This is a genomic window from Variovorax sp. PAMC28562, from assembly GCF_014303735.1.
In the GTDB taxonomy this organism is placed as follows: Bacteria; Pseudomonadota; Gammaproteobacteria; order Burkholderiales; family Burkholderiaceae_C; genus Variovorax.
This window is the reverse complement of sequence record NZ_CP060296.1, coordinates 3,048,694-3,075,637: the sequence shown is the minus strand read 5'-3', so window position 1 is coordinate 3,075,637 and position 26,944 is coordinate 3,048,694. Positions and strand designations below refer to the sequence as shown.

General features: G+C 64.3%; 21 protein-coding genes. 9 read left to right on the top strand and 12 right to left on the bottom strand.

What is annotated here, in order from left to right:
- Positions 1-17: 17 nt before the first annotated feature.
- The 3 genes from mltB to H7F36_RS14470 are packed head-to-tail and all read left to right on the top strand — an operon-like array spanning position 18 to position 2,407.
- Positions 18-1,133, top strand: coding sequence for a lytic murein transglycosylase B (mltB, locus tag H7F36_RS14480; protein ID WP_187051482.1), 1,116 nt, complete (start codon positions 18-20; stop codon positions 1,131-1,133).
- The gene (locus H7F36_RS14475) at positions 1,133-1,774 is read left to right on the top strand and encodes an N-methyl-D-aspartate receptor NMDAR2C subunit (protein ID WP_187051481.1); all 642 of its coding nucleotides are present in this window, start codon (positions 1,133-1,135) and stop codon (positions 1,772-1,774) included. Before mltB ends, H7F36_RS14475 begins: the two co-directional genes overlap by 1 nt.
- A 3-nt stretch (positions 1,775-1,777) precedes the next feature.
- The gene (locus H7F36_RS14470) at positions 1,778-2,407 is read left to right on the top strand and encodes a tetratricopeptide repeat protein (RefSeq protein WP_187051480.1); all 630 of its coding nucleotides are present in this window, start codon (positions 1,778-1,780) and stop codon (positions 2,405-2,407) included.
- Positions 2,408-2,416: 9 nt separating this feature from the next.
- On the opposite strand, the gene H7F36_RS14465 is transcribed toward H7F36_RS14470, so the two are convergent.
- The 8 genes from H7F36_RS14465 to glpD all read right to left on the bottom strand — a co-directional run bounded on the left by H7F36_RS14465 (position 2,417) and on the right by glpD (position 10,869).
- On the bottom strand, positions 2,417-3,121 hold the full coding sequence (locus tag H7F36_RS14465) for a hypothetical protein (protein WP_187051479.1): 705 nt from the start codon (positions 3,119-3,121) through the stop codon (positions 2,417-2,419).
- A 120-nt stretch (positions 3,122-3,241) separates the two neighbouring features.
- Positions 3,242-4,972 (bottom strand): ABC transporter substrate-binding protein, encoded by a 1,731-nt coding sequence (locus H7F36_RS14460; RefSeq protein WP_187051478.1) that lies wholly within the window; start codon positions 4,970-4,972, stop codon positions 3,242-3,244.
- Between the two features lie 94 nt (positions 4,973-5,066).
- Positions 5,067-5,375 (bottom strand): DUF2160 domain-containing protein, encoded by a 309-nt coding sequence (locus H7F36_RS14455; RefSeq protein WP_187051477.1) that lies wholly within the window; start codon positions 5,373-5,375, stop codon positions 5,067-5,069.
- Positions 5,375-6,187: a carbohydrate ABC transporter permease gene (locus H7F36_RS14450; RefSeq protein WP_187051476.1), complete on the bottom strand. Its 813-nt coding sequence runs from the start codon at positions 6,185-6,187 to the stop codon at positions 5,375-5,377. The genes H7F36_RS14455 and H7F36_RS14450 overlap by 1 nt, the downstream gene beginning before the upstream one ends.
- Entirely contained in the window at positions 6,184-7,074 is an 891-nt protein-coding gene (locus H7F36_RS14445; RefSeq protein WP_187051475.1) for a carbohydrate ABC transporter permease, read from the bottom strand. The genes H7F36_RS14450 and H7F36_RS14445 overlap by 4 nt, the downstream gene beginning before the upstream one ends.
- Positions 7,075-7,132: 58 nt before the next feature.
- Positions 7,133-8,200: an ABC transporter ATP-binding protein gene (locus tag H7F36_RS14440; RefSeq protein WP_187051474.1), complete on the bottom strand. Its 1,068-nt coding sequence runs from the start codon at positions 8,198-8,200 to the stop codon at positions 7,133-7,135.
- Position 8,201: 1 nt separating this feature from the next.
- Positions 8,202-9,275 (bottom strand): ABC transporter ATP-binding protein, encoded by a 1,074-nt coding sequence (locus H7F36_RS14435; protein ID WP_187051473.1) that lies wholly within the window; start codon positions 9,273-9,275, stop codon positions 8,202-8,204.
- A gap of 16 nt (positions 9,276-9,291) precedes the next feature.
- Entirely contained in the window at positions 9,292-10,869 is a 1,578-nt protein-coding gene (gene glpD / locus H7F36_RS14430) for a glycerol-3-phosphate dehydrogenase (RefSeq protein ID WP_187051472.1), read from the bottom strand.
- Positions 10,870-11,036: 167 nt separating this feature from the next.
- On the opposite strand from glpD, the gene H7F36_RS14425 reads away from it, so the two are divergent.
- Together H7F36_RS14425 and glpK are read left to right on the top strand one after the other, a co-directional pair.
- Positions 11,037-11,807, top strand: a complete 771-nt coding sequence (locus H7F36_RS14425) for a DeoR/GlpR family DNA-binding transcription regulator (protein WP_187051471.1) — start codon at positions 11,037-11,039, stop codon at positions 11,805-11,807.
- An 11-nt stretch (positions 11,808-11,818) separates the two neighbouring features.
- Positions 11,819-13,348: a glycerol kinase GlpK gene (glpK, locus tag H7F36_RS14420; protein WP_187051470.1), complete on the top strand. Its 1,530-nt coding sequence runs from the start codon at positions 11,819-11,821 to the stop codon at positions 13,346-13,348.
- 6 nt (positions 13,349-13,354) lie between these two features.
- Here glpK and H7F36_RS14415 read toward each other — a convergent pair whose 3' ends face one another.
- The 4 genes from H7F36_RS14415 to H7F36_RS14400 form a co-directional block, all read right to left on the bottom strand.
- Positions 13,355-13,717 (bottom strand): response regulator, encoded by a 363-nt coding sequence (locus tag H7F36_RS14415; RefSeq protein WP_187051469.1) that lies wholly within the window; start codon positions 13,715-13,717, stop codon positions 13,355-13,357.
- A 104-nt stretch (positions 13,718-13,821) separates the two neighbouring features.
- Positions 13,822-14,781 (bottom strand): alpha-E domain-containing protein, encoded by a 960-nt coding sequence (locus H7F36_RS14410; protein ID WP_187051468.1) that lies wholly within the window; start codon positions 14,779-14,781, stop codon positions 13,822-13,824.
- A 37-nt stretch (positions 14,782-14,818) separates the two neighbouring features.
- A complete protein-coding gene (locus H7F36_RS14405; RefSeq protein ID WP_187051467.1) occupies positions 14,819-16,321 on the bottom strand; it encodes a circularly permuted type 2 ATP-grasp protein in 1,503 nt (500 codons plus the stop codon).
- 67 nt (positions 16,322-16,388) lie between these two features.
- On the bottom strand, positions 16,389-18,872 hold the full coding sequence (locus tag H7F36_RS14400; RefSeq protein WP_261802295.1) for a DNA internalization-related competence protein ComEC/Rec2: 2,484 nt from the start codon (positions 18,870-18,872) through the stop codon (positions 16,389-16,391).
- A gap of 211 nt (positions 18,873-19,083) precedes the next feature.
- On the opposite strand from H7F36_RS14400, the gene H7F36_RS14395 reads away from it, so the two are divergent.
- The 4 genes from H7F36_RS14395 to H7F36_RS14380 all read left to right on the top strand — a co-directional run bounded on the left by H7F36_RS14395 (position 19,084) and on the right by H7F36_RS14380 (position 26,927).
- Complete coding sequence (locus tag H7F36_RS14395; RefSeq protein WP_187051466.1) at positions 19,084-22,620, top strand: DUF2126 domain-containing protein; 3,537 nt, start codon at positions 19,084-19,086, stop codon at positions 22,618-22,620.
- An 82-nt stretch (positions 22,621-22,702) separates the two neighbouring features.
- Positions 22,703-25,411 carry a circularly permuted type 2 ATP-grasp protein gene (locus H7F36_RS14390; protein ID WP_187051465.1) on the top strand — a complete coding sequence of 903 codons (2,709 nt, stop codon included), beginning with the start codon at positions 22,703-22,705 and terminating at the stop codon, positions 25,409-25,411.
- A 22-nt stretch (positions 25,412-25,433) separates the two neighbouring features.
- Positions 25,434-26,444 carry a transglutaminase N-terminal domain-containing protein gene (locus tag H7F36_RS14385; RefSeq protein ID WP_187051464.1) on the top strand — a complete coding sequence of 337 codons (1,011 nt, stop codon included), beginning with the start codon at positions 25,434-25,436 and terminating at the stop codon, positions 26,442-26,444.
- Between the two features lie 24 nt (positions 26,445-26,468).
- Positions 26,469-26,927 (top strand): RidA family protein, encoded by a 459-nt coding sequence (locus tag H7F36_RS14380; RefSeq protein ID WP_187051463.1) that lies wholly within the window; start codon positions 26,469-26,471, stop codon positions 26,925-26,927.
- Positions 26,928-26,944 lie beyond the last annotated feature (17 nt).

Here is a 26,944-nt window from a genome sequence, read left to right as displayed (position 1 = left end):
AGCGGCACAATCAGACCATGCGCCGTTCTCTTTCGAAGCCCAATTCCCCCATCGTCGCCATGCTGGTCGTCATGCTCGGCGCCGCCATCGTCGCGATGCCGGCGGCGGCACAGAAGGCGCCCGCCAAGCGCACGACCGCGGCGACTGCAGCCACCGCATCAGCCGCAGTGCGCGGCGGCATCCCCTACTCGACCCGCGAAGATGCCATGCGCTTCGCCGACGACGTGGCAGCGCGCCGCAACCTCGATCGCGAATGGGTGCGAGCCACCATCGGCAGCGCACGCTATCTGTCGAACGTGCCGCGGCTGATGCTGCCGGCGCCGGCGGGCACGCTGAAGAACTGGCGCGTCTACCGCAGCCGCTTCATCGACCCGGTGCGGATCGCGGCCGGCGTGCGCTTCTGGCGCGCCCACGCCGACACGCTGGCACGGGCCGAAGCGACCTACGGCGTGCCGCCGGAAATCATCGTCGGCATCATCGGCGTCGAGACCATCTACGGGCGCGATATGGGTCGCTTCCGCGTGATCGATGCGCTGGCCACGCTGTCGTTCGACTTTCCGCAAGGCCATCCGCGTGCAGTCGAGCGCCAGGCCTTCTTCCGCGGCGAGCTCGAAAGCTTTTTGAGCACCGAAAGTCGCACCGCTGCCGATCCACTCGCGCCGCTCGGCAGTTACGCCGGCGCCATGGGCATGCCGCAGTTCATGCCCAGCAGCATCGCCAAGTACGCGGTGGATTTCGATGGCGATGGCCGCATCGATCTGGTCAACAGCCCCGCCGACGTGATCGGCTCCGTTGCCAACTACTTCAAGGCGTTCCACTGGTTGCCGGGTCGACCCGCGACTTTCCCGGTCGGCTTCGATGAAACGCGGCTCAAGAAGGCGGTCTTGCTCGCGCCCGACATCCTGCCGACCTTCAGCGCAGACAGCTTCAGCGCGGCCGGTGGCGTGCTTCAGGGCGACGCGACGCGGTACGCCGGATTGCTCGCACTGATCGAACTGCAGAACGGCGGCGATGCGCCGACCTATGTCGCCGGCACGGAGAACTTCTACGCCATCACGCGCTACAACTGGTCGAGCTACTACGCGATGTCGGTGCTCGAACTGGGCGATGAAATCAAGGCGGCGATGCGCTGATGGGACCCGTGCAAGACGTCGCTGCAAACACCCACGACACGCTGCTCGCGAACTGGCGGGCGACTTGGGCGTCGCTCGACCTGTCGTCCTCCCCCGCCCTGTTTGGAACACTGATGACGGCATGGGCCGAGCCGCAGCGCCACTACCACTCACTGCAACATCTGGCCGAATGCATCGCCTGGTTCGAGCGCGAAAAGGATGCAGCGGAACGTCCCGCAGAGATCTCACTGGCGCTGTGGTTTCACGACGCAATCTACGACGTGCACGCTCACGACAACGAGGAGCGCAGTGCCGACTGGGCGCGTGACGCATTGATCGCCGCAGGCGTTTCGGTCGACGCTGCGGCTCGCATTCATTCGCTGATCCTGGCCACCCGGCACGATGCCGTTCCACAAGGTCACGATGCACGGCTGCTTGTCGACATCGACCTGTCGGTGCTCGGCGCGCCGACCGAGCGCTTCGACGAATACGAGCGGCAGATCCGCGCCGAATACGCACATGTGCCGCCTGAGGTTTTCGAACCGCGCCGCCGAAATATCCTTCGGCACTTTTTCGATCGCGATCCGCTCTACGCCACGCCCGGCATGCACGCCACCTGCGAAGCCCAGGCGAAGCACAACCTGCGCAAAGCGACCGACTGAGCGATGGACACGCCACCGGTCCCGGCAGAGAAGTTTCTCGAACTCGCGATCCTTCATGTCAACGCCGGGCAGCCCGACCGCGCACAGGTCATTTGCGACCATGCACTGGCTGCGCATCCCTCGCACCCGGCGCTGCTTCAACTGCTCGCGCAGCTGCAGCTCGACGCTGGTCAACTGGAAGACGCCGAGAAACATATCGCTGCCAGTTTGATGGCGCGCCCGGACCATGCGCCGTCGCTTCTCGTCGCGGGCGGCGTGGCGCGCGCGCAAGGCCGCCTTGCCGACGCGGCGCATGCGCTGTCGCGGGCCGCTGCGCTGGCACCGACGAACGGCAAGGCGTGGTTCGAACTCGCGCTGGTGCGGCAGGATTTGCGCGACTTCGACGGTGCGGCCGAAGCGCTCCGGCAGTTGCTGCGGGTGGCACCGCCCCGGGCAGAAGTTGAAGTCAACCTGGGCATCGTGCTGCAGGAGGCAGGCCGGATGAACGAGGCCATGGACGCCTACGGCCGCGCGTACCACTTGCGCGAAGACACTTTCGGGCGCATCGCGCATGCGCTGTCGACACCGAGTGCCGGCTGTCTCTGGCTCAGCCTCGATGATTTGCGCGCCGCACTGCGCGGCACCACCGCATGAGCCGGCAACTCAGCTCACGCGTTTGCTGCGATAGCCCTTGCGGTAGACGCCCGGCCCGGCCATGATTTTCGTGGCGACGGTGTCGTAGGCGGCAACGCGTTCGGCAGACATCGCCTCGCACGACAACATCATCGCCTCCCGCGGTACCGGGTAGCACTGGGCGACCGGCATGCCACGCGGCAACACGCCATCGAACGCGGGATCGATCCACACCGCCGGGAAGTTGATGCCGACATCGTTGAATCGATCGGCGTCGACGAGCCCTGTTACCAGCCTGAACGGCAAGTCGTCGCGGTTGACCGGATGCACCGCCATGAGCGACCAGCCGGCATCGAGCTCGACGGTCCAGAAGCTGTTGAACTTGAGCGCCGACCGCCCACCGTGCGCGAGCGGTGAACCGGCGATCTGTTCGGGCACATGAAAACTGAGCGGCGCGCGCGGGTGACCGGGCACGGTCAGCGCGGGCAGTGGCCAGTCCCAGCTGAACTGGCCCGCCTTCACCGTCACGTCGCAAGGCAGCAGCAGCATGAAGCCGTGCGTCATTGCGTCGACGAAGGGTGGGCACTGCTTGACGGTGCGAATGCTGCGCTGGTGCACCGCCGACTCTGCCCTCGGCGCCATCCGGCGCAGCCAGTCGGGCAGCATCGCCTTGGCCGGCACGGGGCGCGGCAGCAAGTCGATCAATGCGGGATCGCAACGAAAAATGATGTTCATGAGGTCGCGTCGGAGTATGCCCCCTGCAATCGGCAAAACGCCCTGCCGATCACGGAGATCGACAGGGCGCGAGCCCCGCACGGGGCGGGTACGGGGCGAGGTCGGCAAGCCGATGCGGGTTTAGCGCACGCGGCCTTCCTTCCATGCGGTCAACAGCTTTTCGTAGGCGACCGTCTCACCCTTTGGCTTTTCGTTCGCAAGCTTCTTCCAGGGCGCATGTTCGCTGCTCAGCCACTTCGAAGGATCGCTCTTCGGATTGAGCTTGGGCGGGCAGTTGGCCATGCCAGCGCGCTGCAGGCGGCCCATCACGTCGTCCATCTCGTTGGCCAGATTGTCCATCGCGGCTTGCGGCGTCTTCTCGCCAGTGACCGCAACGGCCACGTTCTTCCACCAGAGCTGGGCCAGCTTCGGATAGTCGGGCACGTTGTTGCCGGTCGGCGTCCACGCCACCCGTGCCGGGCTGCGATAGAACTCGATCAGGCCACCGTACTTGGCCGCGTTCTGCGTGAAGTAGTCGGAGCGGATGTCGCTGTCACGGATGAAGGTGAGACCGACGATCGACTTCTTCAGCGAAGTCGTCTTCGCGGTGACGAACTGCGCGTAGAGCCATGCTGCGGTCGCGCGGTCGGGGTCGTTGGACTTCAGGAAAGTCCATGAGCCCACGTCCTGGTAACCGTTCTGCATGCCGTCTTTCCAGTACGGGCCATGCGGGCCGGGGGCCATGCGCCACTTGGGTGTACCGTCGGCATTCACCACCGGCAAGCCCTGCTTGATCATGTCGGCCGTGAACGCGGTGTACCAGAACACCTGCTGTGCGATCTGTCCTTGCGCTGGCACCGGTCCGGACTCACCGAAGGTCATGCCCATGGCTTCCTTGGGCGCGTACTTCTTCATCCAGTCGATGTACTTGGTCAGCGCATAGACCGACGCAGGCGAGTTCGTCGCACCGCCGCGCGACACAGCGGCGCCGACCGGCGTGCAGTTGTCGGCTGCGACACGGATGCCCCACTCGTCGATTGGCAGTCCGTTCGGGATGCCCTTGTCGGCGGCGCCAGCCATCGACAGCCATGCATCGGTAAAGCGCCAGCCCAGCGACGGGTCCTTTTTGCCGTAGTCCATGTGACCGTAGATCGGCTTGCCGTCGATGGTCTTCACGTCTTCGCTGAAGAAGGCCGCGATGTCTTCGTAGGCCGACCAGTTGATCGGCACGCCGAGGTCGTAGCCGTACTTGGCCTTGAACTTGTCCTGCAGGTCCTTGCGCGCGAACAGGTCGGCGCGGAACCAGTACAGGTTGGCGAACTGTTGGTCCGGCAACTGGTACAGCTTCTTGTCGGGCGCCGTCGTAAAACTGGTGCCGATGAAGTCTTTCAGGTCAAGACCGGGATTGGTGTAGTCCTTCCAGGCGCCGGTCATCTGGTCGCTCAGCGCCAGTGCGGTGCCGTAGCGGTAGTGGGTACCGATATGGTCGGAGTCGTTGATCCAACCGTCGTAGATCGACTTGCCCGACTGCATCGAAGTCTGCAGCTTCTCAACCACGTCACCCTCCTGGATGATGTCGTGCTTGACCTTGATGCCGGTGATTTCCTCGAAGGCCTTGGCCAACGTCTTCGATTCGTATTCGTGGACCGTCAGCGTCTCCGACACGACCGAGATTTCCTTCACGCCCTTGGCTTGAAGTTTCTTGGCCGCATCGATGAACCACTTCATCTCTTCCATCTGCTTGTCTTTGGACAAGGTCGACGGTTGAAATTCGGTGTCGATCCACTTCTTGGCTTCCGCCTCGCCAGCCCATGCGCCGTGCGTGGCGAACATCGCCGCCGCGAGAGCCAGGGCGTTGTAACGCATCTTCATTTGAATGTCTCCTCGGTTGTCGCTTCCCCTCCTGTTTGGAATCCTCGGCGGCTCTGGGGAAGCAACGAGCCGGATTCATCTGCAGAAATTGCCGTCAGCCCTTTCGCATCACCAATGCGAGCACCGCCATCGACAGCACGAAGCTGATCCAGATCGATGGCTCGGCCTCCAGGCTCATCCATTCCTGGAGCTTGCCCGCAAGGCCGATGAAGATGAGGTTCAGAAAGGCTGCTGTGAGCAGGCCGATGAACAGGCGATCGCCACGGGTGGTTTCGATCGGCAGCCAGCCGCGCCGCAACGTGGTGGGCGACTTGAATTCCCATACCGTCATACCGACCAGCATCAGGCCGATACAGGAGAAGAAAATGGCCACCGGGGTGGTCCAGACCATCCATTGAAACATCAGACTCTCCCCATCGCGAAGCCCTTGGCAATGTAGTGACGCACGAACCAGATCACGATCGCGCCCGGCACGATAGTGAGCACACCGGCGGCCGCCAGCGTGGCCCAGTCCATGCCCGAAGCGCTGACGGTCCGCGTCATGGTGGCGACGATCGGCTTGGCATTCACACTCGTCAAGGTGCGCGCCAGCAGCAGTTCGACCCAGCTGAACATGAAGCAGAAGAACGCCGCCACGCCAACGCCAGCCTTGATCAGCGGCAGGAAGATGCGAATGAAAAAGCGCGGGAAAGAATAGCCGTCGATATACGCTGTTTCGTCGATTTCGCGCGGGATACCGCTCATGAAGCCTTCGAGAATCCAAACCGCCAGCGGCACGTTGAACAGCAGGTGGGCCAGCGCCACGCCCAGGTGCGTGTCCATCAGGCCGACCGTCGAGTAGAGCTGGAAGAACGGCAGCAGAAACACCGCGGGCGGCGTCATGCGATTGGTCAGCAACCAGAAGAAAACGTGCTTGTCACCAAGGAACGAGTAGCGCGAAAAGGCATAGGCAGCGGGCAGCGCCACGGTGAGTGAGATCACCGTGTTGATGCCGACATAGATCAGGCTGTTGATGTAACCGGAGTACCACGACTCGTCGGTAAAAATCTTCACGTAGTTCGCCCAGGTGAAGGCATGCGGCACGAACGAGAAGCTCGACAGAATTTCCTCGTTCGTCTTGAAGCTCATGTTGACCATCCAGTAGATGGGCAGCAGCGCGAACACGATGTAGAGCACCAGAAAGATGCTGCGCTTCTGAAACCGGTTTTCGTTCACTGCTCAACCTCCACCTGCTGCGTGCCAACCCGTTGCATCCAGTTGTAGAGGATGAAGCAGAGCAGCAAGATGATCAAAAAGTAGATCAGCGAAAAGGCTGCTGCCGGACCCAGGTCGAACTGGCCTACTGCCTTCTGCGTCAGGTACTGGCTCAAAAAGGTTGTCGCATTGCCGGGGCCGCCGCCGGTCAGCACGAAGGGCTCGGTGTAGATCATGAAACTGTCCATGAAGCGCAACAGCACTGCGATCATCAGCACGCCGCGCATCTTGGGCAGTTGAATAAAGCGGAACACCGCGAACTTGCTGGCGCCGTCGATACGGGCCGCTTGGTAGTAGGCGTCGGGGATCGAACGCAGGCCGGCATAGCCGAGCAGTGCCACCAGTGGCGTCCAGTGCCAGACGTCCATCACCAGCACGGTGAGCCATGCGTCGAGCGAGTTGCCGGTGTAGTTGAAGCTGATGCCCAGCCACTGCAGCGTCGCACCGAGCAAGCCAATGTCGGTCCGCGCATAGATCTGCCAGATGGTGCCGACCACGTTCCATGGAATCAACAGCGACAGCGCGACCAGCACCAGCACCGCCGACGACTTCCATCCCTTGGCCGGCATCGACAACGCCAGCATGACGCCCAGCGGCAGTTCGACCAGCAGGACGGCGAAGGAGAAAGTCAACTGCCGCCAGAGCGCTTCGTGCAGTTCGCTGTCGCGCATCACGGAGGCGAACCACTCGGTGCCGACGAACACGCGCCGCTCGGGCGAGATGATGTCCTGCACCGAATAGTTGACCACCGTCATCAACGGAATGATGGCGGAGAACGCGACGCAAATCAGCACCGGCAGCACGAGCCACCATGCCTTCTGATTGACAGGCTTCGTCGTGGTGCTCATGGCAAAACCTTCGTGCTGCGCACTTCGGTGCGATTCCTCTTTGGAGCGGCCCAGCGTCTCATACCAGTTCCTCGTCGCGGTAGTAGCAGGTGTGGGCGTCCAGCACTTTGAGCCAGACGGTGTCGCCGACCTTCGGCGGCAGCGTTTCTGAACTGAGTCGTGCCTTGAGCCTCGTGCCCCCGGCCTCTGCGCTCAGCATCGAATGGGTGCCTACGTCCTGCACCTGAGTGACGGTCGCGGGCACGGCGCCGGGCGCTTGCGCCGCTGCCATGCGCAGGTACTCGGGCCGAATGCCGAGCTTGAGCGCACCATCGGGCAGTTCGCGCATCGCTGCGAGTCGTGTTCCCGCAACCTCGATACCGCCGCCGATGCTCTGCGCAGGGAGAAAGTTCATGCCGGGCGATCCGATGAAATGCCCAACGAAGGTATGCGCCGGCCGTTCGAACAGCGCCTCGGCGCTGCCCACCTGCACTGCCTTGCCGCGAGTCATCACTACCACCTCTTCGGCGAAAGTGAGTGCCTCGACCTGGTCGTGCGTCACGTAGATCAGCGTCAGCTTGAGTTCACGATGGATCTGCTTGAGCTTGCGTCGCAATTGCCACTTGAGGTGCGGATCGATGACGGTGAGCGGCTCGTCGAACAGCACGGCAGACACGTCGCTGCGCACCAGGCCGCGACCGAGCGATATCTTTTGCTTGGCATCGGCCGCGAGCCCCGACGCGCGCTGGTTCAGCTGACCGCTCATGTCGAGCATCTCGGCGATTTCGCCGACACGCTTCTTGATCTGGTCAGCCGGCACCTTGCGGTTGCGCAGCGGAAACGCCAGGTTCTCGGCCACCGTCATGGTGTCGTAGATCACCGGAAACTGAAACACCTGCGCGATGTTTCGTTCCTGCGGGCTGGCATGCGTCATGTCGCGACCATCGAAAGTGACGGTGCCTTGCGACGGCACCAGCAGGCCCGAGATCACATTCAGCATGGTCGTCTTGCCGCAGCCCGAGGGGCCGAGCAACGCGTAGGCGCCGCCATCTCGAAAGCTCATTTTTAGCGGCAGCAGCGCGTAGTCGCTGTCTTGCGTCGGGTTGGCACGGTAGGCGTGCGCCAGGTCGAGGTCGATGCGGGCCATGTCAGCTTCCTTTGCGCCACAACGGCGCAACCGCCAGCTGCCCGGCCGCGTCAAAGACGTAAGCGCGGGCGGCATTGAAATACAAGGTGATCGAAGCGCCCAGCTCGAAGCGGTGCACGCCGGTCAACTGCGCCACCAGTTCGCCGACGGCGGTCTCGACGTGGACGAAGGTGTCGGAACCGGAGATCTCCGCCAGCTCGACCTTGCCGGGCAAGGCGATGTCGCCTGAGCCTGCATCGACGTTGAGGGCGCTCGAGCGCAGCCCGACGGTGACCGGACCGCCGACATTCGCCGGCAGCGCCATGCGCAACAACGGACCGGCCGCCAGCTGCACGCTCCCCTCGGCGGCCGTGCCGGCCAGCAGGTTCATCGGCGGATCGCTGAAGGCGCGCGCCACCCGCAGCGATTGCGGCGCGTGAAACACCTCGGCCGTCGGGCCGTACTGCAGCAGCTCGCCAGCGTCCATCACCGCGGTGTAGCCGCCCAGCAGCAGCGCCTCGCCAGGCTCGGTCGTGGCGTAGATCACGGTCGAATCACCGCTGGCGAACAGCTGTGTGAGTTCTTCGCGCAGACCTTCGCGAAGCTTGTAATCGAGGTTGACCAGCGGCTCGTCGAGCAGCATCAGCGGCGCGTTCTTGGCCAGTGCACGCGCCAGCGCCACGCGCTGCTGCTGGCCGCCCGACAGCTCGGCCGGCAGCCGGTCCAGGAACATGCCGATGTGCAGCTTGTCGGCCAGCGCCCGCACCTTGGCTCCGATGTCTTTTTCGCCACGCAGCTTCAGCGGCGAGGCGATGTTGGCTGCCACGGTGAGCGACGGGTAGTTGATGAACTGCTGATAGACCATCGCGACATTGCGCTCCCGCACCGGCATGCCGGTGACGTCTTTTCCGTCGACCAAAACCTTGCCCTCGGTCGGTGTGTCCAGGCCTGCCATCAGGCGCATCAGGCTGGTCTTGCCGGCCTGCGTGGCACCGAGCAGCACCGTCACGGCGCCGCTGCGCGGGGCTATGCTTTGCTCGTAGAGCCATGTCTGGGCGCCCACCTTCTTGGTGACCCGCTCGAGTGTCAATTGCATTCAGTGCCTCCCTGCGTCAGTTATTTTTCGCGTTGGCATGCAGCCAGGCGGCGACTTGATCTTGTTGCACCGAGGTGTAGTGCAGACCGAGCTTGGAGCGGCGCCACAAGACATCGTCTGCGTTCACTGCCCATTCGTGGTCCTGCAGGAAGCGCAGTTCTCGCTCGTGCAGACCGGGCGAGACCGCGGCGCCCATGTCCAGCATCGACACGGCCGGCCCGATAAGGTCCACCACGCGAGCGCCGTAGGCACGCGCCAGCCGGCGTGCCAGCGACACCTCCAGCCAGGGATAGCGGGCCTGGACAGCGATGACGAAACGCTCGAAGTCGTCGTCGGGGCGTGTGGGCGCTCCGATAAAACCAGAAAGGTCGCCACCCGCCATGAAGGCGCCATCGGTCCACGCGGGCCGCTTGGTGCTGTCTTCGCCCAGCATCTTGCCGACCTCGTCGGCAGCGTCTTCCGCCAGCTTGCGAAACGTCGTGATCTTTCCGCCCCACACCGACAACAGCGGCGCGGCAGTCGTGCTGGACTCCAGCATGTAGTCCCGCGTGACGGCCGAAGGATCGCCCGATTCGTCGTCGAGCAAAGGCCGCACGCCAGAGTACGTCCACACGACGTCGGCGGGGACGATGGGCTTTTCGAAGTAGCGACTGGCCTGGTCGCAAAGATAGGAAATCTCGTCGTCGCCAATCTTTGCGGCACCCGGATCGTTACCGGTGAGTTCGATGTCGGTCGTGCCGATCAGGGTGAAATCCTGCTCGTACGGAATCGCAAAAATGATGCGCTTGTCGGGGTTCTGAAAGATGTAGGCGTGGTCGTGTTCGAAGAGGCGCTTGACCACGATGTGGCTGCCCTTGACCAGCCGTAGGCTTTTGGTTGCAAGCGACTCACCTCTGGCCGAATGCGCCACACCGCGCAAGAACGCCTCCGCCCAAGGGCCGGCGGCATTGACCACCGCGCGAGCCCGTATCGACCGTTGACCCGTAGGGCCCTCCACCGTCGCGACCCAGTGGTCGGCGCCGCGCTGCGCGCTGATGCATCGGGTGCGTGTCAGTACCTCGGCACCCTTGGCGCGTGCGTCGATCGCGTTGAGGACCACGAGCCGCGCATCGTCGACCCAGCCATCGGAATAAACGAAGCCACGCCGGTAGGACTTCTTGAGCGGCACACCCGCCGCATGCTTACGCAGGTCGATGCTGCGCGAGCCGGGCAGCACTTCTCGTTTGGCCAGATGGTCGTACATGAAAAGGCCGATGCGAATCATCCAGGCCGGTCGCATCGATGGGTCGTGCGGCATCACGAAGCGCAGCGGCCACATGATGTGCGGTGCGCTCTTGAGGAGCACTTCGCGCTCCTGCAAGGATTTGCGCACCATCGAAAACTCGTAATACTCCAGATAGCGCAGACCGCCGTGGATGAGCTTGGTCGACGACGACGAGGTGTGCGCAGCGAGATCGTCTTTTTCGCAGAGCACCACGCGCCAGCCGCGGCCGGCGAGGTCGCGTGCAATGCCGCAGCCATTGATGCCACCGCCTACGATGAGCACATCGCAGTCGGTCTCGGATTCGGGCAGTGAAGAAGAAATATCGCTCACGAGGGTGCCTGGTTGGCTGTGATTTCGAACACGCAATCGGGATTAGGTGTGTTCGTTTTTTTTCATTCTGGCTCCTTATGACGCGATTAAGGTCAGAGTTTTCCCTTAATTGGATTCGTTTCTTTTCGTTCTAAAGTGACACGACTCGCGTTTCAACCACTTCCCCTGTGAACTCCAATCCTCGCCAGATCAACCTGCTCGACACCGTGCGAGCCCGCGGCACGGTGACGGTCGAGCAGCTCGCCGAGATGCTCGGCGTGACCCTGCAGACGGTGCGCCGCGACGTGCAGCGGCTGGCCGACGAAGGTCTGCTGACGCGCTTCCACGGTGGCGTTCGCGTGCCGAGTTCGACCACCGAGAACATCGGCTATCCGCAACGGGCCTCTCTCAACGCCGAAGGAAAGATACGCATCGCGCGCGCCGTCGCCGATCAGGTGCCGAACGACTGCTCGCTGATCCTGAACATCGGCACGACGACCGAGGCCATCGCACAACAACTGCTGCGTCACACCGGGCTGCGCGTGATCACCAACAACCTCAACGTCGCGACCATCCTGAGTGGCAACCCGGCTTGCGAAGTCATCGTTGCGGGCGGCTCGGTGCGGGCACGCGACCGCGCGATCGTGGGTGAAGCGACCATCGATTTCATCCGTCAGTTCAAGGTCGACATCGCGTTGATCGGGGTGTCGAGCATCGAATCCGACGGCTCGCTGCGGGACTTCGACCTGCGTGAAGTGAAGGTCGCGCAGACCATCATCGCGCAGGCGCGCGAGGTCTGGCTCGCGGCCGATGCCAGCAAGTTCAACCGGCCCGCGATGATCGAACTGGGCACGCTTTCGCAGATCGATTGCCTTTTCACCGACGCCGATCCGCCCTCGCCCTTTCCCGCACTGCTCGAGCGCGCACAAGTGCGTTGCAACATCGCTCGCGCCAACTGAAGGCTTCCGCCATGACTTCCGCGACGAACTCCGGCACGCCTTCTGGCGCGCCCTATCTGCTTGCGCTCGACCAGGGCACATCCAGCTCCCGCAGCATCGTCTTCGACCGCGAGGGGCATATCGTGGCACTGGCGCAGCAAGAGCTGACACAGATTTATCCCCGGCCCGGCTGGGTCGAGCACGACCCGCGCGAAATCTGGCGCAGCCAGCTGGCCACAGCGCGCGACGTGCTCAAAAAGGCGAAGCTGGACGCCAAGGACATTCACGCCATCGGCATTACCAACCAGCGTGAAACCACGGTGCTCTGGAACCGCAAGACCGGTGAACCGGTGCACAACGCCATCGTCTGGCAGGACCGACGCGCCGAACCGATGTGCGCGCAACTGCGCAACGAAGGCATGGCCGACACGATCCGCGACAAGACCGGCCTCGTGATCGACGCCTATTTCTCGGGCACCAAGCTGCGCTGGCTGCTCGACAACGTGCCCGGCGCACGTGCCGCGGCCGATCGGGGCGAACTCGCTTTCGGCACCGTCGACAGCTGGCTCATGTGGCAGCTCACCGGCGGCAAGGCGCATGTCACCGATGTCAGCAACGCATCGCGCACCATGCTCTTCAACGTCCACCAAAACCGGTGGGACGTCGACCTCCTCCGCGTCCTCGATATCCCCGCCTCGCTGATGCCCACGGTGCAACCATCGAGCTCGCATTTCGCCGATATCGACGCCGGTTTGCTCGGCCGATCGCTGCCGATCGGCGGTGTTGCAGGCGACCAGCAAAGCGCCCTTTTCGGTCAGGCGTGCTTCGACGCCGGCATGGCCAAGAACACCTACGGCACCGGCTGCTTCTTGCTGATGCACACGGGCGAAGCATTCCGTCCCTCGCAAAACGGCCTGCTGGTCACCAGCGCCGCACAGATCGACGCCACGCCGCGTTACGCGATGGAGGGCAGCGTCTTCGTCGGCGGTGCGGTCGTGCAGTGGTTGCGTGACGGACTGAAGGCGATCAAGGGCAGCGCCGAAGTGCAGTCGCTGGCCGAGAGCGTGCCCGACGCGGGCGGCGTGATGATGGTGCCGGCCTTCACCGGACTCGGCGCACCCTACTGGAATGCCGATGCTCGCGGCACGATCACCGGCCTCACGCGTGGCACGACCGTTGCGCACATCGCACGCGCGGCGCTCGAAAGCATTGCCTACCAGAGCGCGGCGCTGCTGCAGGCGATGAGCCGCGATGCGGTCGCGGCGGGAGGTCAACCGGTGGCGGAATTGCGTGTCGACGGGGGAGCGTCGGTCAACGACCTGCTGATGCAGTTTCAGGCCGATCTGCTCGGCATTCCGGTGGTGCGGCCCGAAGTGACCGAGACGACGGCCCTCGGCGCTGCGTACCTTGCGGGCCTGTCGACCGGCGTCTACAGCGACGTGGCACAGCTCACGAAGCTTTGGAAAGTGGAGCGGCGATTCTTGCCGACGATGGAACGGCCGCAGGCTGAAGAAGCGATGGCGCGCTGGGCACAGGCGGTACGTCGCGCAACGCTCGCCTGAAAGATTTCAGGCAGCGCAGAACGCGTAGAACGCTTCCAGCTCCTCGGATTTGTCGAACACGGCGTCGGCGCCGAGCTTCTTGCACCACTTGCGCACGCTGGTGTTGGGAGTGTTGGTCAGCACCACGACGCGCTGTTGCGGCCTGCGGTCCCGGCAGCAGCGCAGTACTGCGAGGCCAGATCCTTCCTGCAGGAACAAGTCAGCGATCACCAGATCCCATGCCGCTTCGTTGTTATTCAACCAGTGGCAGGCATCGGCCTCCGATTCGGCCACACCGACCACTTGGCAGTCCGGCAACTCCTGCAGCATTGGGATCAACTGGTCGCGAATACGCTGGTGGTCTTCGACGAGATAGATACGGAGTGTCATAAGCGCCTCTCGGACGCCTAAGTCTAAGAACCGACAGCTGGTTGCAGCGTCGTCCGCCTCACCCGGTGCGGGTAGGCGACAGCCGCGCAACGGCCTGCACTTTCTCAGTGTGCCGTCGGCACCAGGAAGTCCTGGCTGATGCGGCCACCGATTTCATTCACCCGATCCAGGAACTGGGTCAGGTACGCGTGCAAGCCCGTCGCCAAAATCTCGTCGACTCGCGCGAACTGCAGGTCGGCCAGCAGCTTGCCGGCGCGGCGTTGCGTCTCGGCGCTCTGGTCATTGGCAACCTTGGCGAGGTTGTTGACGACCTCGTGAAGGCACGCGTGCAAAGAACGCGGCATGTCGGGGCGCAGCATCAACAGCTCGGCCACGCGCTCGGGCTTGATGACGTCGCGATAGACCTTGCGATACACCTCGAAGGCCGACACGCTGCGCAGGATCGCGCTCCAGTGATAGAAGTCGTACTCCTGATCTTCTTCGGTCGCAGTGCCGAAAAACTCGCTGTTCAGCGCATGGAACTTGACGTCGATGAGGCGTGCCGTGTTGTCGGCGCGCTCCAGGAACGTGCCAAGGCGAGCAAAGTAGAAGGCTTCGTCTTGCAGCATCGTGCCGAGCGTGACGCCGCGCGACAGGTGCGAGCGGAACTTGACCCATTCGAAGAACTGCGCAGGGTCACGTTCGAAGTCGCCCGCACGCAGCATGCGATTCACTTCGAGCCAGGTGGTGTTCTGCGTTTCCCAAGCCTCGGTGGTGAGCGCGCCGCGCACCGCCCTTGCGTTCTCGCGCGCAGCCCGCAGGCAAGACAAGATCGACGACGGATTGCCCTCGTCCTTGACCATGAACTCCATCACCTCGCCGGGCACGATCTGCTCGTGCTTCTTGTTGTACGCCGGCAGGAGTTCGCTGATGGACAGCAGGCCTTGCCAGCCGTACTTGGCCACTTCGGCCGATTGCGGCAGCAGCGAGGTCTGGTAGTTGACGTCGAGCATGCGGGCCGTGTTCTCGGCCCGTTCGGTGTAGCGCGACATCCAGTAGAGGTGGTCGGCGGTGCGTGACAGCATCGATGTTCTCCGTTGTTCTCTTCGAGGCTTCGCGTGTCTACGCTGCAGCCGACTGGCTTTGAGACTGCGCCTGCGAAGGCTTGCGCGGCGTGCGCTCGGCTTCCAGAATCCAGGTGTCCTTGGTGCCGCCGCCCTGCGACGAATTCACCACGAGCGAGCCCTCCTTGAGCGCCACGCGCGTCAGGCCGCCGGGCACCATCTGCACTTCCTTGGCGGACAGCACGAAAGGCCGCAAGTCGATGTGCCGCGGCGCGATGCCGGCATCGACGAAAGTCGGCGAGGTCGACAGGCTCAATGTGGGCTGCGAGATATACCCATCCGGCTTGGCGATGACGGCCTTCTTGAATTCCTCGATCTCGGCCTGCGTCGCCGCCGGGCCGATCAACATGCCATAGCCGCCGGCGCCATGAACCTCCTTCACGACGAGGTCCTTCATGTTGTCGAGCGTGTATTGCAACTCGTCCTTGTTGCGGCACATGTAGGTCGGTACGTTCTTCAGGATCGGCTTTTCGCCGAGGTAGAACTCGATCATCTTGGGCACGTACGGATAGATCGATTTGTCATCCGCCACGCCGGTGCCGACGCCGTTGCAGATCACCACGTTGCCGTTGCGATAGGCGCGCATCAGGCCGGCGCAACCGAGCGTCGATGTGGGGCGGAAGACTTCAGGGTCGAGGAAGTCGTCGTCGACGCGGCGGTAGATGACGTCGACGCGCTTCGGGCCACGCGTGGTGCGCATGTAGACGAAGTCGTCCTTGACGAAGAGGTCTTGCCCTTCGACGAGTTCGATGCCCATCTGCTGCGCCAGGAACGCATGCTCGAAGTAGGCACTGTTGTACATGCCGGGCGTGAGCACGACCACCGTGGGCTCGGCCGTTGCCGCCGGTGCGCTGGCGCGCAATGTTTCGAGCAGAAGGTCGGGGTAATGCGCGACGGGCGCGACGCGGTTCTGGTTGAACAGATCAGGGAACAACCGCATCATCATCTTGCGGTTTTCCAGCATGTAGCTCACGCCACTCGGCACCCGCAGGTTGTCTTCGAGCACGTAGTACTCGCCGTTGCCGTCTGCATCGGGCGCACGCACGATGTCGATGCCGGAGATGTTCGAGTAGATGTTGTTGGGCAGACTCACGCCCATCATCTCGGGGCGAAACTGCGCGTTGTTCAGGATCTGCTCAGCCGGAATGATGCCGGCCTTGATGATGTCCTGGTCGTGATAGACGTCGTACAAGAACCGGTTGAGCGCAGTGACGCGTTGCACCAGGCCCTTTTCCATGCTCTCCCATTCGTGGGCCGGAATGATGCGCGGCAGCAGGTCGAAAGGGATCAAACGCTCGGTGCCTGCGCCGTCTTCGTCCTTGGCGCCATACACGGCGAAGGTGATGCCGACGCGCCGAAAGATCATTTCGGCCTCTTCACGGCGCTGGCGCATGACCTCGCCGGGTTGCTTGCCCAGCCATTGGTCGTAGCGCTGGTAGTGGCCGCGGATTGCTGCTCCCGCGTAGGGAAGCTTCTCGTACATCTCGTCGAATTTGTGCATGGAACGACCAATCTCCTTCGCACATAGCTTAGCAAGTTCAAGGCCTGAAAACGCGCTGCCACGCGCTTTAAGGGACGTGGTGATGCCAGTAACGACGCCCGATCGTGCGCTCGCATTTCCATGCCTGTGGCGATTCGCTGTGCCAGTGCACTGCCCCGCAGTGCGGCGAGTCGACGACTGCCGCATTGCGGGCCACGTAGCGCGCACGCACCTCTTCCGCAGGATGACCAAAGCGGTTTCGATAGCCCGACTGCACGATGGCGAGCGATGGGGACACGGCGTCGAGCATGGCGGCGGTCGACGAGGTCTTGCTGCCGTGGTGCGGCACCAGCAGAACGTCCGCGGCGAGGCCCGGCTCGCGTCGCACCAGCGCAGCCTCCTGATCGCGCTCGACATCGCCAGCGAGGATCGCGGCGGCGCGGCCGTTGCTGATGCGCAGCACGCAAGACAGCGCGTTCGGCTTGGCCGTCGGCGTGTAGTCGTCCGCGAGAGGGTGCAGTATCTCGAAGCGAACACCATCCCACTCCCAATGCTGCCCGGCTACGCATCGCTCCGCTGGCCGCAGCGCCTGCAATGGGTGCGTCGCCTCGATCGAACTCAACAGTGATGCCTGCGGCTGCATCGCCAGCACCGCAGGCGCGCCGCCGGTGTGGTCGATGTCGCGGTGGCTCAAGACCACCTTGTCGAGCCGCTCGTCCGTGGCGCGCAGCAACGGCACGATGACGCGGTGGCCGGCATCGCTTTCAAGGCTGTAGCGCGGCCCGCTGTCGTACAAGAGGCTGTGTGTGGCGGTACGAACGAGCACCGCATTGCCCTGCCCGATATCGACCGCGAGCAACTCGAACTCGCTGCCTGGCGGTCGTGGCGTTTGCCAGAGCAGCACCGGCAGCAACAGCGGCAGGCCGAGTGCGCGCATCGACCAGGGCAGCCGCATGGCCACCAGCACGCCGCCCGCTACGCCGCAAACCGCCATCCATATCGGCGGCACCGCCATCGACACCGTGGCGAAAGGCATCGAGGCGAGCCATTGCAACAGCAGCGCCAACGCTTGCACCGACCAGGCCGCGACGGTCCACAGCGGCGTGACGACGACGCCGCCCATCGCCAGCGGCGTCACGACCAGCGTGACCCATGGAATCGCGATGGCATTGGCGGCCAGCCCGACCACCGACACCTGCTGGAACAGCAACACGCTCAACGGCGTGAGCGCCAGCGTGACGACCCACTGCTCGCGCAAGGTGCGCGCCAGATGGCCGGCCACGCCACCCCTGGCGACAGTGGCCGCACCCCCATCGGTCGCAAAGAGCACGCCCACCGCGACGAAGCTGAGCCAGAAGCCGGCTTGCATCAAAGCCCACGGATCGATCGCTACCACCACCGCGCAGACCAGCAGCCAGACGTGCGGCCAGGGCCAGCGCCGGCCCGTCAGGCGCAACAGCGCGACCGTTGCGAGCATCCAGATCGTGCGTTGCGATGGCACGCCCCAGCCGCTGAAAAGCGCGTAACCCGCCGCCAGCAACACGCCACCGACCAGCGCAGCATGCGGCGCGGGCCACATCAGCATGAGCCGGTCGCTGCGCCGCCACAGCGCGCCGACCAGCAGCGCGGCGAGCCAGGCGAACATGGTGATGTGCAGTCCGGAAATGCTCATCAAATGCGCCACGCCGGTGGCGCGAAAAACATCCCAGTCGGCTCGATCGATCGCGTTCTGATCGCCGGTGATGAGCGCCGCGATGACGCCGGCCAACTTGCGATCGGGCACGTGCGTGAACACGGCATCGCGCACCGACTCGCGCCCACGCTCGATCGGGTGCTGCCATGTATCGGCAAGGCGCAAGGGGGCCGCATCGCCCGCGCCGGTGCGCACATAGCCGTTGGCCTGCAAGCCCTGCTCCCACATCCACAACTCGAAGTCGTAGCCATGCGGGTTCGAGCTGCCATGCGGTGCCTTGAGCCGGACTGTCATGCGCCAGCGTTCGCCTGCGTGCAGGGGGCCAGGTGCGGCAGCGACTTGGACACGCGCGCCATCGTCGGAAGCATTGCCCCACGCCGATGTGTTGGCGGCATACCACCCGAGAGCGATACCCGGCGGCACGACAGCTGCGGCCGGTGCCATCCGTGTAGCCCGTGTCGGCCCGGACAGGCCGTCGTCGTTTGCGGGCGCGGACGTTTGCGTGGCCCATCGTGCCCATGCGACTTCCAGCCGAAAGCGCGTGCCCGTCTCACTGTGCTGCGGCATCTGCGCCACCACGCCCTCGACCACGACATCACGGCCTTCGAGTGCCGGGTCGAGCGCCTCACGTAAATAGCTTGCAGCGCGCCATCCGGCGGACCCAGCGCCGGCCATCATGCCCGCCGCACACGCCATGACGAGCAGGAGCCCGCGGAGCCTGGCCGTGTCCGCTCGAATCCGTGCCAGCACGCACAACCCGACCACGCCGACAGCCAGCAAAGCCGCGTAAACGACTGCATTCCAGAGCTCGCCCTGTTGCAACTGCACGACAGCGCCAGCGACCGAACCCGCCAGTGCGGCAAAGGCACCGCGGCTCACGCACGCCCACCCGCAGCGTCGCAAAACCGACGCACGCGTGTGCTCAGATCCACTCCCTGTGGCATGACTTAAATCACTCCCTGATCAATCTCGTTGAGGCGCTCTTTGGCGCGTTAATTGCTTGACCTCGGCTAGTATGCGTCTCGAACGAGGCCTTCGCCCAACCGCCTCTCAGCCTGCACTTTTCGACGCTTCCGGCGCCCAAAAAAACATGTCCATTCACGCCGCACTTCACCACGTCACGCATTACAAGTACGACCGTCCGGTGCAATTGGGGCCGCAGGTCGTTCGGCTTCGCCCGGCACCGCATTGCCGCAGCAACATCATTTCGTATTCGCTGCAGGTCGAGCCTGCCGAGCATTTCGTCAACTGGATGCAAGACCCGTTCGCCAACTACCAGGCGCGGCTGGTGTTCCCGGAGAAGACAACCGAATTCAAGGTCACGGTCGACCTGGTGGTCGAGATGGCGGTCTACAACCCGTTCGACTTCTTCCTCGAGCCGCAGGCCGAGAACTTCCCGTTCGAGTACACCGAGTCGCAGGCTGTCGAACTTGCGCCTTACTTGGTCGCAGACCCGGGGACACCGCTGGTCGAGGCCTATCTTGAAAAAGTCGATCGCAAAGAGCAGCGCACCATCGACTTTCTGGTTGGCATCAACCAGCAGGTGCAGAAGGACGTCAACTACCTGATTCGCATGGAGCCCGGCGTGCAAACGCCGGAAGAAACGCTGACCAACGGCAGTGGTTCTTGTCGCGATTCGGGCTGGCTGCTGGTTCAGTTGCTGCGTCACATCGGCCTGGCGGCGCGCTTTGTTTCGGGCTACCTCATCCAGCTCACGCCGGACGTGAAAGCACTCGACGGCCCGAGCGGTACGACGGTCGACTTCACCGATCTGCACGCCTGGTGCGAGGTGTTCTTGCCGGGCGCAGGATGGGTCGGCCTGGACGCCACCTCCGGCCTGCTCGCCGGCGAAGGCCACATCCCGCTCGCCTGCACGCCGACGCCGTCGAGTGCCGCGCCGATCGAAGGCGTGGTGGACGATGCAGAGGTCGAGTTCGGCCATGAAATGAAGGTCTCGCGCATCTACGAATCGCCGCGCGTGACCAAGCCCTACACCGAAGAGCAATGGGCCGAAGTGCTGGCCCTCGGCGATGCGGTCGACAAGCGACTGCAAGCCGGCGACGTGCGCCTGACGATGGGCGGAGAACCGACCTATGTGGCGACCAGCGACCGCGATGCGGCGGAATGGAACATCGACGCCCTCGGCCCGACGAAGCGCGGCTACGCGACCGAGTTGGTGCAAAAGCTGCGTGCCGAATACGGCAAAGGCGGCTTCCTGCATTTCGGCCAGGGCAAGTGGTATCCCGGCGAGCAATTGCCGCGATGGGCACTGTCGATTTTCTGGCGTGGCGACGGCGAGACGCTGTGGCACAACCCCGAACTCTTCGCCGACGAACGGGTGCCGACGCACTACACCAGCGAAGACGCGCGCCGCTTCACCACCGTGCTGGCGCACAAGCTGGGCTTGACCGAGCGCTACATGCAGCCGGGCTACGAAGACGTTTACTACTACCTCTGGCGCGAGCGTCGGCTGCCGGTCAACGTCGACCCGTTCGAGTCGAAGCTCGACGACGAACTGGAGCGCGTGCGCCTGCGCCGCGTGTTCACCCAAAAGCTCGATGCGGTCATTGGCTACATGCTGCCGATCGAGCCCGGCAGCGCCGACAAGGACGCGCCACCGCTGGAAGGACCGGGCTGGAAAACCGGCCCGTGGTTCCTGCGTGACGACCGGCTGTATCTCATCCCCGGTGACTCGCCGATGGGCTACCGCTTGCCACTCGATTCGCAGCCCTGGGCCAGCAAGGGCGACTACCCGTACCTGATCGAACGCGATCCGACAGCACCGCGCGCCGCGCTGCCGACTTCAGCCGACTACCGCGAACGCTACGCGACCAACTCTGCGCCTCCGACGGGTGACCTGGGTGCCGTGCCCTATGTCTTCGGCGCGCCACCGGTTACCGCGCCGGAGCTGCGCTTTCAAGGCGCTGGTGGACATGCTGCTGCTGATGAGGGCCCGGCGGCGGAAGTCGACGCCGCTGCAGCCAGTGCTGCTGCCGCCTCCGTTGCATCCAGCGCCACGCGTCAGCCACGCCGCGGCGAGTCGGCTCATTGGGTCACGCGCACCGCGCTGTGCGTCGAAGTGCGCGATCCGCGCCGCGCCAATGGCCCGGCCGCTGAAAAAGTCGGTACTGCATCGGGCGTGCTGTACGTCTTCATGCCGCCACTGGCACGCCTCGAGGATTACCTCGACCTGGTCGCCGCCATCGAAGCGACGTCGGCCCAACTCGGCGTGCAGGTCGTCATGGAAGGCTATCCGCCGCCACGCGATCCGCGCTTGAAGATGCTGGCCGTCACGCCCGACCCGGGCGTCATCGAAGTCAACATCCATCCGGCCAGCAACTGGAAGGAACTGGTCGAACACACCGAGTTCCTCTACAACGCCGCGTTCGAGACACGCCTGTCGGCCGAGAAGTTCATGACCGACGGCCGCCATACCGGCACCGGCGGCGGCAATCACTTCGTGATGGGCGGCGCCACTCCGGCGGACAGTCCGTTCCTGCGCCGACCGGAGCTGCTCGCCAGCCTGCTGCTGTACTGGCACAACCATCCGTCGCTCAGCTACTTGTTCTCGGGCATGTTCATCGGCCCGACGAGCCAGGCGCCGCGTGTCGACGAAGCACGCAACGACCAGGTCTACGAGCTTGAAATCGCGCTGAAAGAGATCGCTCGCAACCGCGAGATCTACGGCGAGAACATGCCGGCATGGTTGGTCGACCGCACGCTGCGCAACATCCTGGTGGACGTGTCGGGCAACACGCACCGCAGCGAGTTCTGCATCGACAAGCTGTACTCGCCCGATTCCAGCACCGGCCGGCTCGGCCTGCTCGAATTGCGTGCCTTTGAAATGCCGCCGCACGCACGCATGAGCATTGCGCAGCAGTTGCTGATTCGCGCCTTCGTCGCCCGCTTCTGGGACGAGCCTTACCAGGCACCCATGACGCGCTGGGGCACCGAGCTGCACGATCGCTTTCTGCTGCCGACCTTCGTCAAGATGGACTTCGACGACGTCATCAGCGAGATGCGCCAAGCCGGCTTTCCGTTCGATCCGAACTGGTTCGCGCCGCACCTCGAGTTCCGCTTTCCGCTGGTCGGCCAGATTCAGGCCATGGGTGTGGAGCTGTCGCTGCGCAACGCGCTCGAACCGTGGCATGTCATGGGCGAAGAAGGCTCCTCGGGCGGCACCGTTCGCTATGTCGACTCGTCGCTGGAACGCATCGAAGTGCGCGTGACCGGCCTGAACGAGAGCCGCCACGTCATCACCGTCAATGGCAAGGTGCTGCCGCTGCAACCTACCGGCACCACCGGCGAGTTCGTGGCCGGCGTGCGCTACAAGGCCTGGAATCCGCCGTCGGCGCTGCATCCGAGCATCGGCGCGCATGCACCGCTGACCTTCGACCTGGTCGACACCTGGATGAAGCGTTCGCTGGGCGGATGCCAATACTTCGTGGCGCATCCGGGTGGTCGCAACTACGAGACATTTCCGGTGAATGCCTACGAGGCCGAGAGCCGGCGCCACTCGCGCTTTACGCGCATGGGCCACACCCCCGGCGTGCTCAATACGCCGCCAGCGACCATCGAACTGGCGGGCAGCCGCGAGTTCCCGTTCACGCTCGATCTGCGTCGTTGATCGTGCCTAGCCACACTTCAGCCGATTATTTCGTTTAGTGGTCACTCCATCAAAGTGAGCGCAATGTGACAATCCACAGGTTGTGGAACCTCTGAACGAATCTCTCTTCGGCGCGCAAGCGCTCGAATCACCCGCTGCGCTCGCCTCGTCGCTCGCGCCTGCGGCCGCGCCCGGTCATTACGACGAGTTGCGGGGCGAGGCCACGCGGCCGACGCCGGCGCGAACCGTCAACCCACCGCCCGGCACACCGCTGTACGACACGGCGTCGGCTCAGCCGCCGCCTCCAGTGCCGACGCCTGAAGAAGCCGCAGGACCGCAGGACAAGCCGCCGCTGACACCGGCCTGGGGCAAGTTCTTCGAAAACCTGGGCTCAGGCAGCTTCAGCGACCTGCCGCGCCGCGCCGTCAGTCTTGAACGGCAGATTCGCGACAACGGCGTCACCTACAACGTCTATGCAGACGCCGACGGTCCGCAGCGGCCCTGGTCGCTCGACCTGTTTCCGCTTATCGTCTCGCCCGAAAGCTGGGCGCAGATCGAGGCCGGCGTACTGCAACGCGTGCGCGTGCTCGATCGCGTCATGGCAGACGTATACGGTCCGCAGCAATTGCTGGCAGAAGGCTTGTTGCCGGCGGCGCTGGTGCGCGGCCATCCGGGCTACCTGCGGCCGATGCACGGCGTCAAACCGCCAGGCGATACATGGCTGCACATCACGGCGTTCGATCTCGCTCGCGGCCCCGACGGCAACTGGTGGGTCGTGTCGCAGCGCACGCAGGCGCCTTCGGGCCTCGGCTACCTGCTCGAAAATCGCCTTGCAATCTCGCGCCAGTTTCCGCAGGCTTTCGAAGCGCTCGACGTACAGCGACTGGCTTCGACCTACAGCGCAATGATGGAGGGCCTGCAGGCCATGTGCCCCGCGGGCGCGCCACCGCACATCGCCCTGCTGACGCCCGGCCCATACAACGAAACCTACTTCGAGCACGCGTACCTCGCGCGCTACCTCGGCGTAACGCTGGTCGAAGGCAGCGACCTCACCGTGCGCGACCAGCGGCTCTATCTCAAGACCTTGCAAGGCTTGCGGCCGGTGCATGGCCTCATCAAGCGGCTCGACGACCAATACCTGGACCCGCTCGAACTGCGCCCCGACTCGACGCTCGGCGTACCGGGCTTGCTACAGGCTATTCGCGCCGGCAACCTTCTCGTCGCCAACATGCCGGGCTCGGCGTTCCTCGAATCGCCGGCGCTCCTTGGGTTCTTGCCCGCACTGGCGCGTCGGCTCATCGGCGAAAAGCTGCAGCTACCCGCCTTGCCGACCTGGTGGTGCGGCGAGCGCGCGGCCATGGAAGCCGTGCTGCCGCAGCTTGGCGATTGCGCCATCAAGCCCACCTATCCCGGCTCCAACGCGCACACCACCTTCGAGGCAGTGCTCGGCAGCCAGTTGGGTCGCCGCGAACTCGACGAGTGGGCCGGCCGCATCGTGCGACAGGGCGAAGCGCACACCGTTCAAAGCTACCTGCCGCTGTCGCAGATGCCGACCTGGACGGCCGACCTCAGCCCCGGCCACATCGCGCCGCGTGCCATGCTGCTGCGCGTCTTCGCAGTGAGCGACGGCGCACAGTCCTGGCGCGTACTGCCCGGCGGCCTGGCGAGGCTCACCGGCTCCAACGCGCAAATCGCGTCGATGCAGCGTGGCGGCAGCAGTGCCGACGTCTGGGTACAAACGCACGGCGAGGTCGACCGCACCACCCTGCTGCAACCGCACGCCACGCCCGCGTCGCTGGCGCGCCATCGGGCCCCGGTCACGAGCCGTGCGGCCGAACACATGTTCTGGCTGGGCCGCTACACCGAACGCGCCGAAAACGCTGTGCGTTTGTCGCGCCTCACCCTCGATCTGCTGCGCGGCGAAGACCAGTCATCGCGCCCGCTCCTCGCCTGGCTGCATCGCCTTGCGCTGCGCAATGCACTGGTGCCACGCGACGTTCCGAGCGCTCCCAAATCGCGCCGTGTGTTCGAGCGCGCGCTCATCGCCGAGCTGGGCAACGTCGACACTGGAGGCAGCGTCGGCTTCAGTCTCCGCTGCATCCGTGAATCGGCCGCCGCAGTGCGAGAACGTCTGTCGCAAGATCACTGGAACCAGATCGTTCGCGCTGAAGACGAATTCCTGCGCCGCAGTGTCGAGCAGGCTGGCGAGACCGGCGAAAGCAGCTATGCCGCCGGCGCAGCGATTCGGTCGCTCGAAGCGGCAAGCGCAGCCCTCGCGGCCATGACCGGTGCCCAGACCGACCGCATGACGCGGGACGATGCCTGGCGCCTGCTGTCGATCGGCCGCCACATCGAGCGGCTGGGCTTCCTGTCGAGCGCACTCGCAGCAGGCTTCGCGAACGGCGCTGTTCACGAGATCGCTGGCTTCGAGGCAATGATCGCCCTGTTCGACAGCACCATCACTTTTCATGCGCGCTACCAACAACGCCGCGATGTTGCAACGATGGTCGACCTGCTGGTGCTCGACGGGGACAATCCGCGCTCGCTGGCATGGGTCACACAGACGCTGCGGGGCCGCATTGCGAAGTTGGCCGGCAGCGCACCGGGCAAGCTGAGTGCCCTCTCCTACGAGCTGCCCGACCCCGCCAGCTGGACGCTGGAACGCATGTGCGAAGCCGGCGCCGAGGCCCAGTACCCCGCCCTCGTGGACCTGTTCGGCGCGTGCGAACTGGCGGCCTACCATGTGTCGGACGCGATCGGCATTCGCTACTTCACCCTGACGTCCGAATCGCTTCGCTCCGTCGGAGCCTAGCCGGAACGCACCGGAGCCCAACATGCTGCTGCACGTCACCCACGAAACCCGCTACGACTACACGCCGCCCGTCGAGACGGCGCAGCATCTTGCGCATTTGAAGCCGCTCGCCACCGCGTCGCAGCGGCTCGTGAGCCACACCCTGCGCATCACACCCGAGCCGGCCCAACGCAGCGAGTTGCCTGATTTGTACGGCAACGCACGCGCATTTTTTGCGCTCGATTCGACGCACGACGAGTTGGTCGTCATCGCTGAAAGCGTGGTCGATACGAAGACCCCCGTGCTCTCGCCGGCCGTGGCACGCGACCTGGCTTGGGAAGCGGTGCGCGAGCGATTCATCTACCGCAAGGGCACGACCTTCGATGCCGCGTCGGACTTTGTCTTTCCGTCGCCTTACGTGCCGCGTCACGACAATTTCGCGGCCTATGCACGGCCCAGCTTCGTGCCCGGCCGGCCGACCTTCGACGTCGCGATGGACTTGACGCAGCGCATGTACCGCGACTTCGACTACGAGCCTGAAAGCACCGAGATCAACACGCCCGCGGTCGAGGCACTGGCGCAGCGCAAAGGCGTCTGCCAGGACTTCGCACACATCATGATCGCGTGCTTTCGCACGATGGGTCTGCCGGCGCGCTACGTGAGCGGCTACCTGCTCACGCAACCACCGCCCGGCAAGGCCCGCCTCATCGGCGCCGACGCTTCGCATGCCTGGGTATCGGTGTACCTGCCGGGCCGCGGCGATGGTGCGGGAAGCGCTGGCGACTGGGCCGACTTCGATCCCACCAACGGTCGCCAGCCTGGCGAAGACTATGTGACGCTGGCGCTGGGCCGCGACTATTCCGACGTGTCTCCGATGCGCGGTGTGTTGCACGGCGGCGCCAGGCATACGCTGCATGTCGGCGTGACGGTGCAGCCTGCCGAAGAGTTGCGGGAGCGCGAAGCGAAAGCGGCTGCTGCACTCGCTGCCGCCGGTTCTGCGTCTTCACCCCAATCTCAATCTCAATCTCAATCCCAATCCCAATCGCAGCGCTGACGCTGTCCTTCTTTCGGAATCCCCATGAGCGTTTACGACAAACTGACCCAACTCGGCATCTCCCTGCCCGCCGTCTCCGTGCCCGCCGCGGCCTATGTACCCTTCGTGCAGACCGGCAACTTGGTCTTTCTGTCAGGCCATCTGGCCAAGCGGGACGGCAAGCCCTGGGTCGGCCAGCTGGGCGTCGACATCGGCACCGACGAAGGCAGGAAGGCGGCCCGCGCCATCGCCATCGACCTGCTCGGCACCCTGCATGCGGCAGTCGGCGACCTGAACAAGATCACGCGCATCGTCAAGGTCATGAGCCTGGTCAATTCCGCGCCCACTTTCACCGAGCAGCATCTGGTCACCAATGGCGCCAGCGAGCTCTTCGCGGAAGTCTTTGGCGCCGTCAAAGGCGCGCATGCGCGCAGCGCGTTCGGCGTGGCGCAGATCCCGATGGGTGCTTGTGTGGAGATCGAGCTGATCGCTGAGATCGGCTAAGTACAACGGAGGCGCAA